The organism is Yersinia similis, assembly GCF_001053095.1.
Classification (GTDB): Bacteria; Pseudomonadota; Gammaproteobacteria; order Enterobacterales; family Enterobacteriaceae; genus Yersinia; species Yersinia similis.
Map to the genome: position 1 here is coordinate 217,758 of NZ_CGBP01000002.1, position 16,662 is coordinate 234,419.

A 16,662-nucleotide genomic window follows, 5' to 3' on the forward strand; every position below is an offset into this window, starting at 1 on the left:
AAATGAGGAAACACCATTATGATGATTAAAAAGTTGTGTCTCATTGCCGCCATCATATTCAGCCTCGGGGTCATGGGGGCTTATGCTCAACGTAGCCAATCGATTGTGACTGTCGTTAAAGTTATTGGTGAACCTTGGTATACCCGCATGGGGGAAGGGGCTAAAGAATTTGGTGACGAAAATCCGAGCATCAGTACCCGCACGGTCGGCCCTGCACGGGCAGATTCCGCCTTACAGTTACGCATCATTGAAGACTTGATCGCCAAAAAAGTGGATGCGTTGGCCGTTGCCCCCATGGATCCGAGCACACTCGAAGGTGCGCTTAAGAAGGCGATGAGTCGGGGCATCATTGTCGTGACCAACGAAGCCTATGACATGGTCAATATGCACGCGGATATTGAAGCGGTCGATAACGCCACGTTTGGCGCAAAAATGAATGAGGGGCTGGTTAACTGTATGGGCGAAAGCGGTAAGTGGACCACCTTTGTCGGTTCACTCGGCACCAATAACCATGTGCTTTGGGCTAAAAGTGCCGCAGTTAATGCCCAAAAATACCCCAATATGACGCTGGTGGACCCACTTAATGAATCCTTTAATGATGCGAATAGAGCTTATGACAAAGCCAAAGAAATTATGCGCAAATATCCGGATATCAAAGGGTTTCAGGGGCACTCGGCCATTGATGTTATCGGCATTGGTCGAGCGGTGGAAGAGGCCGGTCTACAAGGCAAGATATGCGTCTTTGGGATCGGCCTGCCGCAAGATTCTGGCAAGTATCTGGACAGTGGCGCGATCAACGGCATCAGTTTCTGGGATCCTAAAGATGCCAGCCTCGCGATGGATACCGTCGCCAAGTTTCTGCTCGATAAAAAACCACTCACCGATGGGATGAATCTGGGCGTACCGGGCTACGAGAACGTCTCCATTAGAAAAGGAAAAGGTGACGGTGTTTTGGTTATCGGTGATGCGGCAAAGTTTGTTGATAAGACCAACTGGCAGCAGTACCCATTCTGATGAGTGGTACCAATAATAAGCGATGCCGATTAAGCGGCATAGGGCGTATTGATGGGGGATCACCCATGGACGTTTCCGCAGGTCAACGCGTCATGGCGGCGCAAGAAAGCAGAGAGACGGCTTTCCTCGTCATACACAACGTACATAAACGCTACAGTGGCGTGCACGCACTGCGGGGAATTAACGTTGAGATTCATCAAGGTGAGATTTATCACTTACTGGGTGAGAACGGCTGCGGAAAAAGCACTTTAATCAAGGTGATCTCAGGGGCTATTTGCGCGGATGAAGGTGAGTTGGTGATCAATGGCACTGCTTGTCAGAAATTAACCCCCATTGAGGCGCTGTCATTGGGGATTGAGACGGTTTATCAGGATCTCTCTCTTATCCCGAATTTAAGTGTTGTCGAGAATATTGGATTAACCGAACAACTTGTCGCACAGGCAGGGAGATTAAACCGAATACTGGATCGCCAGCGCCTGTTATCCACCGCTAAAGCGGCATTAGCGGTGGTGGGGTTACCTTCCAGCGAGAGTTTTTTGTTCACCACGGTAGAGGTGCTACCGATTGCACAACGGCAACTGGTGGCAATTGCCCGAGCCATCGCCACTAAAGCCAGACTGGTTATCATGGATGAACCTACCACCTCACTGACAAAGAAGGAGATTGATAATCTGATTGGTGTCATTCGCCAGCTTAGTCAACAACATGTCGCCGTGCTGTTTGTGAGCCACAAACTGGATGAATGTTTCGCCATTGGCGGACAAGTCTTGGTACTGAAAGATGGTCAAAAAATCGCCCAAGGTGCCATTACCCATTTCACTAAGTCTCAACTGGGCTATTTAATGACCGGGCGGCGGGTGGATGAACGACGTTACCGTCGCGTGCAGCAGGGTGGAGAGCCGCTGCTAACGGTTACGGGCTTAGGTCAACGGGCGGCTTTTGACGAGATATCCTTCGTGTTACACCGCGGTGAAATTTTAGGCGTAACCGGCTTACTTGACTCAGGGTGCAATGAACTCGGTTTGGCGCTAGCTGGAATATTGCCAGCTAACCGCGGGATCATCGCCCTCGAAGGTCAGCCCATTAGCCTTAGGCAACCCCGTGATGCCATCAACAACCACATTGCTTATGTACCAGAAGATCGTCTTGATGCGGGCCTCTTCCTTGGTAAATCGATACTTGAGAACCTCATTGTACTCGAACTGGATCACTTACTGGGCTATTGGGGTCAGGTGGATAAGGGGCAATGCCAGGTTTTAGCCACCCAGACGGTTCTCGATTTAGATATTTCTGCGTCGAATATAAATCTGCCAGTTCAGGCACTTTCTGGCGGTAATCAACAACGGGTCCTCATTGGCAGAGCACTGACCATCAAGCCGTGGGTGCTTATCTTGCATGGCCCCACCGTCGGCGTGGATGTCGGTGCTAAAGATACGATTTATCGGCTGATCCAAGCGCTGGCGAAGAAAGGAATGGGGGTCATCCTGATCAGTGATGACCTACCGGAGCTGTGTCAAAACTGCGACCGAATTCTGGTGATGAAGAAAGGCCGTATTTGCCAACAGGTGAGCGCAGTGGATGCCAATGAAAATAGACTCTATCAAGCACAGATCGCCGATGAGGGACTCACTGAGGATTTATAGCTATGGTTATTGATCTCCCCGTTCACACGAAACCATCACGTTCATTCAACACCCTTATCGAATGGTGTCTGCACCGCCCGTCAACCTTTACCTTTATATTGATCATTATCGTGTGTCTCACCGTCGGCGTTATTAATCCTGCTTTTTTACAACTCTCCAATCTGTTTGATATTGCGAGAGCCTCGGTCGTCGTGGGTCTGTTTGCATTGGGCGTCTTGATTGTACTCGCCTCCGGTGGTCTGGATGTCTCGTTTACGGCGATCGCGGCACTGTGCATGTATGGCGTCACGAAGTTTGTCTTACTGTATTGGCCTGATGCCCCGGTTATCGCCATGTTTATTGCCAGTGGCTGTGGGGGGGCTATCTTGGGAGGGATTAACGGTGTTTTGGTTCACAGCCTGAAAACCTCATCACTTATTGTGACTATTGGCACCCAATACCTTTATCGGGGGCTGCTGCTGACTTTTATTGGCACGGCGTTATACATGAATATTCCCGAGCAATTAGAGCAATTTGGTAAAAGCCCACTCTATATTGTCAGCAATATCAATCAAGGTATCACGATACTGCCGCTGTTCTTTTTAATACTGGTATTTGCCAGCTTACTGACCTGGTGGTTACTGAACCGCACCTTGCTGGGGCGTGCCATTTTTGCCATTGGCGGTAATAGCGATATTGCCCAACGGCTCGGTTTTGATGTGCGAGTGGTACAGATCTTTGTATTTGCTTACGCCGGGTTACTGGCTGGCATCGCGGGCATGGTGCATGTAGCCAGTAACCGCATAGCCAACCCGTTTGATTTAAATGGATTGGAGTTAACGGTCATTGCCGCTGTCATTCTCGGGGGCGCGCGTATTACCGGCGGCAGTGGTACGGTTTTGGGTACCCTCATGGGGGGGGGCTTGGTCGTGTTGGTTAACAACGTTTTAATTCTGGTGGGTATTCCAAGTACATGGCAGAAGGTGATTATCGGGGCGTTTATTATCGCCGCGGGTACCGCTTTTGGTTGGCGTAAATATCGCTAAGGTCTATTTCAGCATTTATGTTTAATCAATGATTATGAGGATATCAATATGTCAAAAATTGTCAGCCTGGGTATTCATGTCCTTGATGTATTAGGGCGTCACGTGAACCGATTCCCCCCCGGTGGAGAGCTCGATATTATTAATGAAATCCGCTTAACCGTTGCGGGTACAGCCGCCGGGATGAGTGTTGATCTGGCTAAGCTCGGGGGCGATGTTTATGCGATGGGGGCCGTGGGTCTGGATGCATCGGGCAACTTTATTATCGACACCTTGCGGCGCTATGGGGTTAATACCGACCACATTGTACGTAAATCAGCAGTACAAACCTCCTGCAGTATGCTGCCCATCCGGCCCAATGGCGAGCGGCCAGTTCTGCATGTTTTGGGGGCCAACGCGGCCTATAGGCTTGAAGATATCCATTGGGATGTGATTGCCAGTGCGGATATTCTCCACTTTGGTGGCACCTATTTACTGCCCGGCCTTGATGGGCCACCCACGGCCACTGTCTTAAAATTCGCCAAAGAGCATGGGGTGACCACCACGCTGGATTTACTGGTTAACGCCCAACCTGACCTACTGGCCAAGCTTGAGCCAGCGTTGCCTTATATCGATTATTTTATGCCCGGTTTAGATGAGGCGCGGGCCATTTGCGGTTTAGAGAAACGGGCTGATGTCATTGCGTTTTTCCTGAACCGTGGGGTGGGCCACACCGTTTTCAAAATGGGGGCTGAGGGGAGCAGTATTGCGTCACTGGACATGGCGGAGATTCTGATCCCCGCGTATAAAGCGCAGGTTGTGGATTCAACCGGCTGTGGTGATTCCTATTGTGCGGCCTTTATTATGGGGTTGACCAAAGGCTGGGACCTTGCGACATCGGGGCGCTTCGCTTCTGCTGCGGCTTCGCTGGTGGTCTCTGGTTTAGGCTCTGATGCGGGCATTATTGATTTTGAGCATACCCTTAAGGTGATGAATACGGCCGAAACCTTACCCATTGCCCAAGAGACTTAACCTTCGGGTCCCAATGACGGTCTATTGTTCGGGTCATTGGGATATCTTGGGTTATTGGACTGGATACGGTTGTCACATAATCTTTGGTGATTTTCTAGGCTGCGCCCCTTATCTTAACTCGCTTGATGAGTGGTATATGCTCGATGCGTGTAACATCTTTATATTAAAAATCACCTAAAAATCACCTAAAAATATATAGTTACGAGAGGTCAGAAAAAAAAGGGGGGGAAACCCCGCCGAAACTCCTTGTGATTTGCTGATGCGCCAAACATACACGCCATACATACAATTTACGCCTGTTACAACGCATATGTGTGATGTGTGGCGATGAACTCTGGGAAAGAATGGTCCACATATTCCGGAGCATAAAACTAGTCACCCGCTGGGTACGCAGCGTAAACGCGTTGATAATCGTGATGCAATGAACGTCATTTTCTTGCTATCAGTTTGCCATGCCGCTTAATACCTCGGCCAGGCGGTCGAAGAATTCACCAAACAGGTGTTCGGTGAACGGGGCTAACAATGGCATGATCAAACCCAAAGAGATAATGCCTACGGTCAGTGTTAACGGGAAACCGATAACGAAAACAGAGAGTTGTGGTGTCATCCGGTTCAACATCCCCAAGGCCATATTCAAGGTTAACAACAAAGTAATCAAGGGGAGAGCCAGCATCAGCCCATTCATAAAGATCATCGAACCTGACTGGGCCAGCGTGAGAAAACCGTTGCCATTAAGGGGGGCAAACTGAATGGGTAAAGTATGGAAACTGTCTGCTAGCAATGAAATGAGCCATAAGTGGCCATCAAAAGAGAGGAAGAGCAGCGTCACCAGGATGTTAAGCAAGCGGGATAATACCGGCATATTTGGACCACCTGATGGGTCAAAGAAGGTGGCGAAAGATAACCCCATTTGTAACCCAATCACCTCTCCGGATAACCGAACGGCGGCAAAGGCGAATTGCATCGTTACACCCAGTGCAACACCAATCAATATTTGTTGGATAGCGACCCAGAGTGCAGCGCTGGAGAATAAAGGGATATTCACCGGGGGCAGGGAGGGCGCAATCAGAAAGGTAATTAAGACCCCCAGCCCAATCTTCACTTTTTTGTTGACCTGTTTCTCACTCAACAGCGGGGCGGTGCCGATCAGGGCCAATACCCGGACCAACGGCCAAAAGTATTGGCTAACCCAGACGCTGAGTTGGTGGGTATCAAAGGACAGCATGGCTAGCCAATCAACGTGGGCAGGCTGGTGAATAAATTGCGCATATAGTCCAGGATCAAGTTCAGCATCCACGGGCCTGCTATCACCATAGTAGTGAAGACTGCCAGTATTTTAGGGATGAATGACAGGGTCATTTCGTTGATCTGTGTTGCTGCCTGTAGCAGGCTGACAATTAGCCCGCTGATGAGCGCGGCCAGTAACAGTGGCGCGGCCAGTGCCAAGGCGATCTTCATTGCCTCGGTACCGAGAGCCATTACTGATTCTGGAGTCATGACGTGTCTGCCTCTTGCCTAACTGTGTGAGTGAATACGCGATAAGCCAGTGACGGGGAGCACCGGCCATCAATGCACCTGCAACGTGAAATATACCGGGTTAATCAGCTATAAAAGCTCTGCGCCAGTGAACCCAATAACAATTGCCAGCCATCAACCAGAACAAATAACATCAGCTTGAACGGTAGCGAGATACTGGCAGGCGGAACCATCATCATCCCCAGCGCCATCAGCACACTGGCGACCACCAAATCGATAATCAGGAACGGAATAAATACGGTAAAACCAATTTGGAATGCCGTTTTCAATTCACTGGTGACATAGGCGGGCAGCAGAATACGCATCGGAACCATCTCGGGGCCTTCCAGCGGCGGCAGATTTGCCAACCGGGCATACAGCGCCAGATCAGATTCCCGCGTTTGGCGCAGCATAAACTCCCGCAACGGTTGTGAACCTTTATCCAGCGCCACGTCCATGCTGATTTTATCCTGACTGAAGGGCAGATAAGCCTCTTGATAAACTTTGTCAAACACCGGTGACATAATAAAAAAGGTCAGAAACAGCGCCAGCCCCAGCATCACCTGATTCGGCGGGGCCGAAGGGGTGCCCATCGCGTTACGCAGTAACCCGAGCACAATAATGATGCGGGTAAAACTGGTCATCATCAGTAACGCCGCGGGCAAAAAACTCAGCGTGGTGATGAATACCAGCGTTTGCACGGGTAAAGACCAACTCTGTCCACCATTAGCCAACGGTTGGCTGATGATCCCAGGCAGTTGAGCCAATACCGAAGGTGAGCAAAATAAGGTGAGCAGCCCCAGTGTGGTTTTGTTGATAACCGACGTTATTATGGTGCGCCACATCCGGCAGAACAGCGTGCCAGTGATGAGAGAACGTTTGCTGATAAAAACAGGGCGATGGGACGTCATGCCGATTTTTCCGGATGTTTCAATATCTTGTTTAGCAGTTGGCGAAAATCAGCCGCTTGCGCATTGCTTGTTGATAGCGTGCCATCCGCCTGCCGCGGTGCTTTCACCACCGGACGTGCCAGTGTATGCAAGGGGGTAACCTGTTGGGCCGTAACGCCCAATACCAGCCAGGTGTCATCGACTTCGACAATCACCACCCGCTCACGTTGCCCGACCTGACAACTGGCCCGTACGTTCAGTAGCTTGCTATTACGGGCCTGTGGGGCAAACCCCAACCGCCGCACCAGCCAGGCCACAAACAGAATTAATAACAGAATACCGCCCAGCGCACTGCCCACCTGCGTTAACACACCCCCTGCAGGCATGGCCGGGGTGGCGGCGCTCGATTGCAATTGATTGGTTGATTGCAGTTGACTGCTCGGCTGTAACTGACTGTTCGACCCCGGATGGCTGGCAGCAAACCCTGTGGTTGCGGTTTGCTGTGTTGTTGTTGAGGCCAGTATTGTCGAGGTCGGTGCGGCTGCAGTCATTAGCGGCTCAAACGACGCATACGTTCAGATGGTGTAATGATGTCCGTGATGCGGACCCCGTATTTATCGGCCACCACCACCACTTCGCCCTGAGCAATCAGATAACCGTTAATCAGAATATCCAGGGGTTCGCCCGCCAAGCCATCAAGGGAGACCACCGAGCCTTGTGACAGACGCAGTAACTCTTTGATGGTCATTTTGGTGCGACCTAATTCAACGGAGAGTTTTACCGGGATATCCAGAATTAAATCGATATCCTGCAAATTACCCAGCCCCTCAGGTGCTTCCAGCGATTTAAAGACGCCTTCGGTCGTGGCCGTGGGTTTTTCTGTCGCTTGCTGCTCATTAAACGCATCAGCCCACAGATCGTCCACGGATTCCTTTCCATCAGCAGACGGAAACTTAGGGTCACTCATTTGGGCTGTTCCTCACTCAGAGCATTCAAAATAGGGTTAATCAAATGTTCAACACGCAGGGCATATTGCCCGTTTAATGTCCCGTATTGACTGGTTAGTACCGGTACGCCATCGACGTGACCAATCAGTCGATCCGGTTTTTCTATCGGCAACACATCCCCCGGCTGTAGTTTTAGGATCTGTGACAATCGCAGAGGGATATCAACAAAATTAGCCACCAATTCCAGCTCCGAATGCTGAACTTGCTTCACTAAGGTTTCGCGCCAGTAGTTATCTTCCTGACGGGAGTTCTCCAGAGGTGGATTGGTCAACAGTTCGCGCAAGGGCTCGATCATGGCGAAGGGAATACAGATATTAAACTCACCGCTCAGGGTGCCTATCTCCACCTGAAAAGGCGTGCTCACCACGATGTCATTGGGGGAGGTGGTGATATTGGTAAATTTCACCTGTATTTCTGAGCGAACATATTCCACATCGATTTTATAGATGGCCGCCCAGGCATCACGGTAAGCATCCAACGCCAACCGCAACATCCGGGTGATAACCCTTTGCTCGGTATGAGTAAACTCACGGCCTTCCACTTTCGTTGGAAAACGGCCATCCCCGCCAAACAGGTTATCAACAGCAATAAATACTAAACTGGGGGCAAATACGAATAGCGCAGTACCGCGTAGCGGTTTTAGATGCACCAGATTAAGGTTGGTTGGCACTGGCAGATTGCGGGCAAAATCGTGATAAGGCTGAATTTTTATCGGGCCGACCGTGATATCTGGGCTACGGCGCAATAGGTTAAACAATCCCATACGGAACTGACGGGCAAAACGCTCGTTGATGATCTCCAACGCGTGTAGGCGTTCACGCACCACACGTCGCTGGGTTGTCGGATCGTAAGGTTTGACGTCGGTCTCATTGGCGGTGATTACCACGGGTTCTTCACTCCCGCTATCGCCATTTAACAGTGCGTCAATCTCTGCTTGTGAAAGAATGCTATCGCCCATAATGATTATCGCAATATGAATGCGGTAAACAGCACATCGCTGATCACCTGATTAGGTTGGCCTTTAACCATTGGCGGACTAAGTATGTTTTTAATGTCATTGACTAAACGCTGCTTGCCTTCTTCATTCGATAAGCTATCGGCTGACTGACGAGAAAGCAGTAATAGCAAGCGGCTGCGAACTTCCGGCAGATAGTCATTGAGTTTGGCGCGGGTAGTATCGTCGGGCAGTCTTAGGGTTAAACCGATATAAAGTACGCGATCCAGATTATTATCGGGCGTGATCAAGTTAACGGTGAAGGTCTCCAACGGCATAAATACCGGGATGGCAGCAACAATCTGGGTATTGGCCGGTTTACTCTTATGAAGTAACCACCAGCTATAGCCGCCACCCGCACAGGCTGCTATAGCAACCAGTACCAGCAGGATCAGCCAGATCGAACTCTTACGCTTGGCCGGGAAGGTATTATCAGACATGGGGAAGACAAATTCCTGTTTCGATATTAAGCGGTGAATCACGATAATAACTTGGGGCAATGCCTGTGCTGATGACCACCAACCGCGGTCCACCCACAAACTACCCCACGCTATACGAATTATTGCTGACGATTATCCCGCTTATCTTCAATACCAATAGGCAGAATAGGTGGGAAAAAACGGCCTAGCTTGCCCGTTTGTTCACTTATGGTGAAACAAACGTCAGTTTTAGGTGAAGACGTTAACCTTAGGCGAAGACATCAACGCCGCCTTGGCCGTTCGCTAAGGACTGTAAGGCGGTTGGCGCGGCCAACGGGGGCTCGGTCAGAGGACCGGCGGCCACATCACCGTAAGTGGGTTGGCCGCGAGCAACGAAGTCCTGCTGATTTTGCTGCTGTGCCTGCTGCCATTGCCCCTCGCTGCCAACACTGCTTTGACCTAATTGAACCCCACTTTCCGCCAAGGCGTGGCGTAGACTGGGCATCGCGGCTTCAAGTGCGGCGCGTACCTGGCTGTGGGCAGAAGCAAAGTGCAATTGCGCTTGGTTATCTTCCATTTTCAGACTGATCTGTAAGGCACCCAGCTCTTGTGGGTGTAAACGTAACTCGGCACGTTGCTGACCATTACGGCTGAACATGATCACTTGCTGCCCCAATGACTGTTGCCACTCCTGGCTGCCTGGCGAGGCACTTAAATACCCATTAGCGGGGGCGCTGACCAGTGAACTGACGGCAGTGGTGTTCATCGGGCTGGACAGCGCAGCGGTTACCGGTGTCGAATTTAACAGTGTTTTATCGCTGCTGGCGGTGGTGAGAGAGACCTCGCTCTGGGCGGTCAATGGTGGGTTTTTGGTGCTCAGGACGCTATCGCTGTCCTGAGCCGCTAAATGGGTTAATTTGTCCGGTGCGGTAGTGGTTTTAGTTTTACCGTTAGTGGCCCCGGCCAGTCGCTCTGTGCCAGTCAGCGCCGTAGCATCTTGTTTCGCTGTACTGTTTTTGTCGCTTATTAACTCATTGTTACCCATTAACCCATTGTTACTTATTAACCCATTGTTGTTAGCCAGCAGACCCTCTTCAGATAGCGTGTTTTCTTGCCCTGCACTGCCAGAAGCCAGCTTGTCAGCGCCGAGTGTCGCCGCGACCTGATGCGGCAACATGGTTAATAAGGTTTGTAGCGCGTTGAGGTCACTCGTCTCATGGCGGTTATCCAGTTGAGAGTCATCATTAGCCGTGGTTTTTTTTGCGCCAGCGGCATCACCGACTTGCCCTATATGAGTCAGACCGGCAGGCAGGGTGGCCGTGATATCCCCCAGTGCGGCTAGCAACTGATTGAGTTTACTGTTGCTACTGGTTAATTTGCCACTGTCGGCATCAGCGGCTAAAGACGATTTCAGCATTGCCGCTTCTTTAGCTGTCAGTTCCTTGCCCGGTTGAGTGAGTTGGTCACCTAATAATTTCGCGAAATCCGTGGGCATACCGGCATCGGTAAACAGCGTTGCAATAGAGGAAGAGGACGAGACACCTTCGCTTTCACTCGGGGTAGCCGCAGCGGGCAATAGGGACAGATTCATAAATTAAGACTCCTTTGTGAGGCGCGCTGAGCGAACTCATCCATCAATTTTTGATCCAAACGGTTCTCTTGCTGGCGCTGAGTGGTTTCAGCCCGCTCTTGCAAGGTTTCAAACGCGTTTAACCGCTGCTGTTTTTCTTGCCAATACTTCACTGCCTGCTCAACTTTGATACTCCATTGAGCCAGTTGTTTGCGATGTTGGTCGATGGCTTGTTCCAGTGTTTGAATAAACTGCTGATAATTTTGCCAACTGGATGAAGCCATCCCATTGCACAGCGTGTCATTCAACCGCTCCCGGTATTCATCCTGATAAGTCAGCAACATGGTCAGTTGCTGCTCAGCATTCTGATAGGACTGACGAACGTGTCCCAGTTGAGTACTGGCCTGTTCGACGGCTTTCTGGGCCAGATCGCACAAGGTGACGAGAGGTGACTGACTTTTCATCGAATTCCTCATTGATTACAGGGGTGACACGGCGGTTTGCATCATCCTTTCCGGCTTCTCAGCCTTCATAACGTTTTAGCCAGGCAATAAACGCTTAACCTGGAAATAAACTCTTCAGATGCTGGCAGGCATCGTCAAAACTGCTGCGCTCAAACATGCCTTGCTGCAAGAAAATTTCCATCTGCGGATACAGGGCAATCGCCTTGTCCAATAATGGATCACTGCCCGCAGCGTAAGCCCCCACACTGACTAAATCTCGGTTACGCTGATAGCTGGCAAGCAGTTGTTTAAATTGGCGCACCCGGCTGTAATGGTCATCATCGATTAATGAAGTCATGGCACGGCTGATAGAGGCTTCGATATCGATAGCTGGATAGTGACCGGATTCAGCTAAACGGCGAGATAGCACCACATGCCCATCAAGGATGGCGCGCGCGGAGTCAGCAATAGGGTCTTGTTGATCATCACCTTCGGTGAGGACGGTATAAAATGCAGTAATGGAGCCGCCGCCTGAAACACCGTTACCCGCCCGTTCAACCAGTGCCGGTAATTTGGCGAATACGGAGGGCGGATAGCCTTTGGTCGCGGGAGGTTCGCCGATAGCCAGCGCGATTTCGCGTTGCGCCATGGCATAACGGGTTAGGGAGTCCATAATCAGCAATACATGCTGACCGCGATCGCGAAAATCTTCGGCAATCCGGGTGGCATAGGCGGCACCCTGCATACGCAGCAGCGGTGACACATCGGCTGGCGCGGCGATAACCACCGAACGGGCGCGGCCTTCTGGCCCGAGGATATTTTCGATAAAATCTTTGACTTCACGGCCACGCTCACCAATCAGCCCAACCACGATCACGTCAGCCTGCGTGTAACGGGCCATCATGCCGAGCAGTACGCTTTTACCAACCCCAGAACCGGCAAACAGCCCCATCCGTTGACCACGTCCCACCGTCAACAGGGCGTTAATGGTACGCACACCCACATCCAAGACTTGGACAATGGCGGTGCGCTGCAAAGGGTTTATCGGTGGTGTAATCAGTGGCGCACGATAACCGGTTTCAGGTGCCGGTAAGCCATCAAGCGGTTTGGCACTGCCATCCAAGACCCGACCTAATAACTCGGGGCCAAGGGGTAATTGTTTACTGGCAGATGCGCCGCCCGTGGTGACTCTGGCATACACTCTGGCACCGGGGACGATACCTTCCACATCTTCTAAAGGCATAAGAAACAGATGCTGACCGTTAAAACCGACCACTTCGCTTTCGACTTCCTGCACTTCACCGCCATTATGGCGCTCAATCAGGCAGGTCGCCCCTAAAGGCAATTGCAGGCCGGTGGCTTCCAGCACTAAACCAGTGGCGCGGGTCAAGCGGCCATAACGGCGGATTGTTGTCGATTGGTTGATACGCTCTTCAAATTTATCTAAAGAGGTGAGCCAGCGGCCGAGGCGGGTGGTCATCACAGTTCTCCCGGCGCGGCCAGACGGCACAGCTCATGCCAACGGGTCGCCAGACTGGCATCCAGATCGCCTTCTTCCGCGCTGACTTTACAGCCGCCAGCATGAATCTGGCTGTCGCCCAATAAGCGCCAGCCATGCAAGCTCAGGGTGGAACCTAAGCGCTGCTCAACAATGGCTAAATCATCTGGGTTTACCCGTAACTGCGGTTTGCCAGCAAACATGGGTTCTTGCTGGATCATCTGCTGGATTTGCGTCAATAGGGCCGTGCCATCACAAATCGCAGGCTGTCCGAGAATTTGTTTCGCCGCGGCCAGCGCTATTTGCACTAAGCGTGAGGCAATGACGCTATCCAAGGTATCGAGCGTATTTTGAAAATCGGTCACCATAACTTGCCAGTGGGCGGTCATTGGTGCTAATTGTTGCTGCGCATCGGCCAACGCTTGCTGGTGGCCTTCTTCCAGCCCGGTTTGGTAACCCTTATCCAACCCTTCTTGTAAGCCTTTGGCAAACCCCTGCTGGCGGCCCTGTTTTTCGGCTTCCAATTGCAGGTTTACCAACACCTGTTGCTCATCAACGGCGGTTGGGGTTGCCAAAGGTTCATCAGTAAATAACAGACTGATATCCGGCATAGACTCGGACAGAGGTGCCTCGGACTGGCTGGCAAAATCTTTCAATGACCAAGGTTGCCAGGGCAGGGCGTTAATCCGATCAGACATAGATATCCTCGCCGCCGCCAATCACAATTTCGCCGCTTTCGGCCAAACGACGAACGATAAGCAAGATGGCTTTCTGTTCGTTTTCGACCAGTGACATCCGCACCGGCCCACGGGTGGCCAGATCGTCGCGTAGAATTTCTGCTGCCCGCAGGGACATATTGCTGAGGAAGCGCTCGCGCAAGGCCTGATCGGCCCCTTTCAAGGCAATCAGCAACGATTCGTTGTCGATCTCTTGCAGCAAACGCTGAATGCTGCGGTCATCAACACTGACCAAATTCTCGAACAGGAACATTTCATCGATGATTTTCTGCGCCAATTCACCATCGTATTCACGTACCGCATCCATAACGGTTTCTTCCTGTTGTGTTTTCATCAGGTTAATAATCTCTGCCGCTGTACGGATCCCGCCCATTTTGCTGCGTTTGAGATTTTGGCCATCAAGCAGGTTATTTAACACTTCGGTCAATTCAGCCAGTGCGGCGGGCTGAACACCGCCAAAGGTGGCGATACGCAGCATGACATCGTTACGCAGGCGCTCATCGAACAGGGCCAGAATATCGGCGGCTTGAGCACGTTTTAGATGAACCAATATGGTGGCGATAATCTGTGGATGCTCGTCGCGGATCAGATCCGCCGCCATCTGCGGTTCCATAAAGTTGAGGGTTTCCATCCCACTGGTGGTTTCGCGAGATTCGAGAATGTCTTCCAACAAACTGGAGGCTCGCTCTTCTCCCAGTGCTTTTATCAATACGCTACGCAGATAGTCGCTGGCGTTAACACTCAATGCAGCATATTGCTCTGCATCATCTTCAAACTCAGCCAAGACATCGACCAATTGCTGATGAGAAACCTGACGCATGCTGGCCATAGTGGTACTGAGTTGCTGTACCTCACGGGAGGAGAGGTGCTTGAAAACCTCAGCGGCGTGGTCTTCACCCAACGTCATCAGCATAATGGCGCTCTTTTCAGTTCCGGTCAGACTCATTGGTCATTACTCATCCATTGACGGATCACCAACGCCACAACACGTGGGTCTTTATCCGCAAGTTCGCGTATACGCTGGGCCTGAACTTCAGCACTTACCCGCTGCTGATTCTTCTTACGTAGGGCCAGCTCTTCTTTACTTTGTTTTACCGTCTCAGCCGCTTGTGCGGTTTGAACTATGTCATTCACTGAGGCGGCGGCTTTATCTGCGACCTGTTTTTTGGCGAGCATTGGGCGCACCATTTTGCGCCACAAAATCCAGGCGACCAGTAGGATCAGCAGGTAGCGGCCTGCATTCAGCAACTGATCAAAGAAAGATTGCTGTTGCCAGAATGGTAGGCTGCTACCACTGGTGTCGTCACTGGCCGTAAAGGGAGTATTGACTACGTTCAGCGTGTCACCACGAACGGTAGAGAAGCCCATAGCTTCACGCGTCAGTGACTCCACCTGGGCTAACTGATCTTTGCTCAGTGCAATCGGCTTACCGGCTTTATCACTGGTGTAGTTCACCACTACCGCGACGGATAAACGCTGCACCATACCTGCTTGCTGTTGGGTATGGCGGATGGTGCGGTCCACTTCGAAGTTTGTCGTTTGGTCGTGGCGACTATTGCTGGAACTGGCTTTCGCAGCGGTCGAAGTTGCCGCTGTGGTTGCGTTCGCTGGAGCGGCATTATTGGCCGCGGCTCCCGCAGGTTGTGGGGTTTCAATCGGAGCTATCGGTGCTACTGGCGGTTGGTTCGATAACGCACCCGGCACACCGCCTACGTTAGTTCCGCCCAGTTGTTCGCTGGTACTCACCTGTTGAGAGCGGACAGCGCCTTGGTTGGCGGCCTGATTCGGCTTGTACTCTTCATCTGTTTGTTCACGGCTGGCAAAATCAACCTGCGCAGTCACCTGAGCATGAACATTACCGTTGCCGACCATCGGTGCCAAAATATTCTCAATACGGCGCTGATAGCGGTTTTCAACTTCGCTGGTGAATTTCAATTGCGAAGCATTTAAATCGCGGCCTGCACTGTCTGATTGCGTCAACAGACGGCCCGTTTGGTCAACTACGGTGACGTTACCCGGCGGTAAGCCTGCCACGCTACTGGAAACCATATAAACGATGGCGTTGATCTGACCATCATCTAATGCGCGACCCGGTTGTAAGGCTAGCGTGACCGATGCGGTCGGGGATTTTTGTTCACGGACAAATAACGAGGGTTTGGGCATCGCCAAATGCACTCGTACATTCAACACTGGCCCAAGTGTGCCGATGGTCCGGGATAATTCGCCTTCCAATGCCCGTTGGTAATTTATTTGCTCACTGAATTGACTGATGCCGAATTTTTCCTGATCCAGCAATTCAAAACCCACAGCGCCGCCTTTTGGTAACCCTTGTTGTGCCAACCGCAGGCGGGTTTCATGCACTTTCTCCGCGGGGATCAACAATGCGCCACCATTATCAGCGAAACGATAAGGGATATTCAGTTGTGTCAGTTGGGTGACGATATCACCACCGTCACGATCACTAAGATTGCTGTAAAGAACGCGATAATCCGGGCTTTTAGCCCAGAGCATCAATGCGACAATGATGGCAATAGCGGCAGCGGCAGCAATCAGCAGGGGAATTTTAGGGTTCGCGCGCAGGCGTGCCAATGTCATCGTAAAAGCGTTCTCACGATTTTCACCGCCAGTTATCGAGGCGTTCATACACGTCCTTGCCCAATCTGAACAACGTTTGAGTTAATATTCTTCATATAAATAGTGTGTTGAAACAAAACAGACTCCCAGGTGCTGTGAGCGGTACCGCATCAATAGCTGTTCATCCCTTATTATGGGCATGCCATTATTTGCTGGAAGTGAACAATTCGATGGCTCAATAAGCCGGTACTTTTGTATCTAATTAGCCGCTTTAGCGCAAAAATGATGTGTTAGGGTGTCATCCTGAAAAGAGTGATACGTGTGT

At 51.2% G+C, this 16,662-nt stretch carries 17 protein-coding genes and 1 pseudogene; 5 read left to right on the forward strand and 13 right to left on the reverse strand.

Annotated elements, in window-relative coordinates:
* Nucleotides 1-18: 18 nt before the first annotated feature.
* From AC971_RS02580 to AC971_RS24130, 5 genes and pseudogenes are all read left to right on the forward strand, one after another.
* Entirely contained in the window at nt 19-1,014 is a 996-nt protein-coding gene (locus AC971_RS02580) for a substrate-binding domain-containing protein (RefSeq protein ID WP_025383568.1), read from the forward strand.
* A gap of 65 nt (nt 1,015-1,079) precedes the next feature.
* Entirely contained in the window at nt 1,080-2,657 is a 1,578-nt protein-coding gene (locus AC971_RS02585) for a sugar ABC transporter ATP-binding protein (protein WP_025383569.1), read from the forward strand.
* Between the two features lie 2 nt (nt 2,658-2,659).
* Entirely contained in the window at nt 2,660-3,682 is a 1,023-nt protein-coding gene (locus AC971_RS02590) for an ABC transporter permease (protein ID WP_025383570.1), read from the forward strand.
* Between the two features lie 48 nt (nt 3,683-3,730).
* Nucleotides 3,731-4,690 carry a sugar kinase gene (locus AC971_RS02595; RefSeq protein ID WP_025383571.1) on the forward strand — a complete coding sequence of 320 codons (960 nt, stop codon included), beginning with the start codon at nt 3,731-3,733 and terminating at the stop codon, nt 4,688-4,690.
* 317 nt (nt 4,691-5,007) lie between these two features.
* Nucleotides 5,008-5,132: pseudogene (locus AC971_RS24130) on the forward strand (IS5/IS1182 family transposase); the annotation flags it as partial.
* On the opposite strand, the gene fliR reads toward AC971_RS24130, so the two are convergent.
* The 13 genes from fliR to fliF form a co-directional block, all read right to left on the reverse strand.
* A complete protein-coding gene (gene fliR / locus AC971_RS02600) occupies nt 5,133-5,915 on the reverse strand; it encodes a flagellar biosynthetic protein FliR (protein WP_025383572.1) in 783 nt (260 codons plus the stop codon). It abuts the pseudogene before it with no gap.
* A gap of 2 nt (nt 5,916-5,917) precedes the next feature.
* Nucleotides 5,918-6,187 (reverse strand): flagellar biosynthesis protein FliQ, encoded by a 270-nt coding sequence (gene fliQ / locus AC971_RS02605; RefSeq protein ID WP_002211131.1) that lies wholly within the window; start codon nt 6,185-6,187, stop codon nt 5,918-5,920.
* A gap of 104 nt (nt 6,188-6,291) precedes the next feature.
* Nucleotides 6,292-7,050 (reverse strand): flagellar type III secretion system pore protein FliP, encoded by a 759-nt coding sequence (gene fliP, locus AC971_RS02610; RefSeq protein ID WP_038402652.1) that lies wholly within the window; start codon nt 7,048-7,050, stop codon nt 6,292-6,294.
* Between the two features lie 62 nt (nt 7,051-7,112).
* Nucleotides 7,113-7,646, reverse strand: a complete 534-nt coding sequence (gene fliO / locus AC971_RS02615) for a flagellar biosynthetic protein FliO (RefSeq protein WP_025383574.1) — start codon at nt 7,644-7,646, stop codon at nt 7,113-7,115.
* Entirely contained in the window at nt 7,646-8,062 is a 417-nt protein-coding gene (fliN, locus tag AC971_RS02620) for a flagellar motor switch protein FliN (protein WP_011192176.1), read from the reverse strand. The genes fliO and fliN overlap by 1 nt, the downstream gene beginning before the upstream one ends.
* On the reverse strand, nt 8,059-9,060 hold the full coding sequence (gene fliM, locus AC971_RS02625; protein WP_011192177.1) for a flagellar motor switch protein FliM: 1,002 nt from the start codon (nt 9,058-9,060) through the stop codon (nt 8,059-8,061). Before fliM ends, fliN begins: the two co-directional genes overlap by 4 nt.
* 5 nt (nt 9,061-9,065) lie before the next feature.
* A complete protein-coding gene (gene fliL, locus AC971_RS02630; RefSeq protein WP_025383575.1) occupies nt 9,066-9,536 on the reverse strand; it encodes a flagellar basal body-associated protein FliL in 471 nt (156 codons plus the stop codon).
* Nucleotides 9,537-9,783: 247 nt separating this feature from the next.
* On the reverse strand, nt 9,784-11,106 hold the full coding sequence (locus tag AC971_RS02635) for a flagellar hook-length control protein FliK (protein ID WP_025383576.1): 1,323 nt from the start codon (nt 11,104-11,106) through the stop codon (nt 9,784-9,786).
* On the reverse strand, nt 11,103-11,549 hold the full coding sequence (fliJ, locus tag AC971_RS02640; protein WP_002211139.1) for a flagellar export protein FliJ: 447 nt from the start codon (nt 11,547-11,549) through the stop codon (nt 11,103-11,105). The genes AC971_RS02635 and fliJ overlap by 4 nt, the downstream gene beginning before the upstream one ends.
* Before the next feature lie 94 nt (nt 11,550-11,643).
* A complete protein-coding gene (fliI, locus tag AC971_RS02645) occupies nt 11,644-13,008 on the reverse strand; it encodes a flagellar protein export ATPase FliI (RefSeq protein ID WP_025383577.1) in 1,365 nt (454 codons plus the stop codon).
* Nucleotides 13,008-13,724 carry a flagellar assembly protein FliH gene (gene fliH, locus AC971_RS02650; RefSeq protein ID WP_025383578.1) on the reverse strand — a complete coding sequence of 239 codons (717 nt, stop codon included), beginning with the start codon at nt 13,722-13,724 and terminating at the stop codon, nt 13,008-13,010. The genes fliI and fliH overlap by 1 nt, the downstream gene beginning before the upstream one ends.
* Nucleotides 13,717-14,709: a flagellar motor switch protein FliG gene (fliG, locus tag AC971_RS02655; RefSeq protein WP_025383579.1), complete on the reverse strand. Its 993-nt coding sequence runs from the start codon at nt 14,707-14,709 to the stop codon at nt 13,717-13,719. Before fliG ends, fliH begins: the two co-directional genes overlap by 8 nt.
* Entirely contained in the window at nt 14,706-16,406 is a 1,701-nt protein-coding gene (gene fliF, locus AC971_RS02660; RefSeq protein ID WP_025383580.1) for a flagellar basal-body MS-ring/collar protein FliF, read from the reverse strand. Before fliF ends, fliG begins: the two co-directional genes overlap by 4 nt.
* Nucleotides 16,407-16,662: the final 256 nt, after the last annotated feature.

Excerpts from the sequence above, each read along its gene's own strand:
- AC971_RS02580 (WP_025383568.1), top strand. The coding sequence starts at position 19 with ATGATGATTAAAAAGTTGTGTCTCATTGCCGCCATCATATTCAGCCTC.
- AC971_RS02585 (WP_025383569.1), top strand. The coding sequence starts at position 1,080 with ATGGACGTTTCCGCAGGTCAACGCGTCATGGCGGCGCAAGAAAGCAGA.
- AC971_RS02590 (WP_025383570.1), top strand. The coding sequence starts at position 2,660 with ATGGTTATTGATCTCCCCGTTCACACGAAACCATCACGTTCATTCAAC.
- AC971_RS02595 (WP_025383571.1), top strand. The coding sequence starts at position 3,731 with ATGTCAAAAATTGTCAGCCTGGGTATTCATGTCCTTGATGTATTAGGG.
- fliR (WP_025383572.1), bottom strand. The coding sequence starts at position 5,915 with ATGCTGTCCTTTGATACCCACCAACTCAGCGTCTGGGTTAGCCAATAC.
- fliQ (WP_002211131.1), bottom strand. The coding sequence starts at position 6,187 with ATGACTCCAGAATCAGTAATGGCTCTCGGTACCGAGGCAATGAAGATC.
- fliP (WP_038402652.1), bottom strand. The coding sequence starts at position 7,050 with ATGTGGCGCACCATAATAACGTCGGTTATCAACAAAACCACACTGGGG.
- fliO (WP_025383574.1), bottom strand. The coding sequence starts at position 7,646 with ATGACTGCAGCCGCACCGACCTCGACAATACTGGCCTCAACAACAACA.
- fliN (WP_011192176.1), bottom strand. The coding sequence starts at position 8,062 with ATGAGTGACCCTAAGTTTCCGTCTGCTGATGGAAAGGAATCCGTGGAC.
- fliM (WP_011192177.1), bottom strand. The coding sequence starts at position 9,060 with ATGGGCGATAGCATTCTTTCACAAGCAGAGATTGACGCACTGTTAAAT.
- fliL (WP_025383575.1), bottom strand. The coding sequence starts at position 9,536 with ATGTCTGATAATACCTTCCCGGCCAAGCGTAAGAGTTCGATCTGGCTG.
- AC971_RS02635 (WP_025383576.1), bottom strand. The coding sequence starts at position 11,106 with ATGAATCTGTCCCTATTGCCCGCTGCGGCTACCCCGAGTGAAAGCGAA.
- fliJ (WP_002211139.1), bottom strand. The coding sequence starts at position 11,549 with ATGAAAAGTCAGTCACCTCTCGTCACCTTGTGCGATCTGGCCCAGAAA.
- fliI (WP_025383577.1), bottom strand. The coding sequence starts at position 13,008 with ATGACCACCCGCCTCGGCCGCTGGCTCACCTCTTTAGATAAATTTGAA.
- fliH (WP_025383578.1), bottom strand. The coding sequence starts at position 13,724 with ATGTCTGATCGGATTAACGCCCTGCCCTGGCAACCTTGGTCATTGAAA.
- fliG (WP_025383579.1), bottom strand. The coding sequence starts at position 14,709 with ATGAGTCTGACCGGAACTGAAAAGAGCGCCATTATGCTGATGACGTTG.
- fliF (WP_025383580.1), bottom strand. The coding sequence starts at position 16,406 with ATGAACGCCTCGATAACTGGCGGTGAAAATCGTGAGAACGCTTTTACG.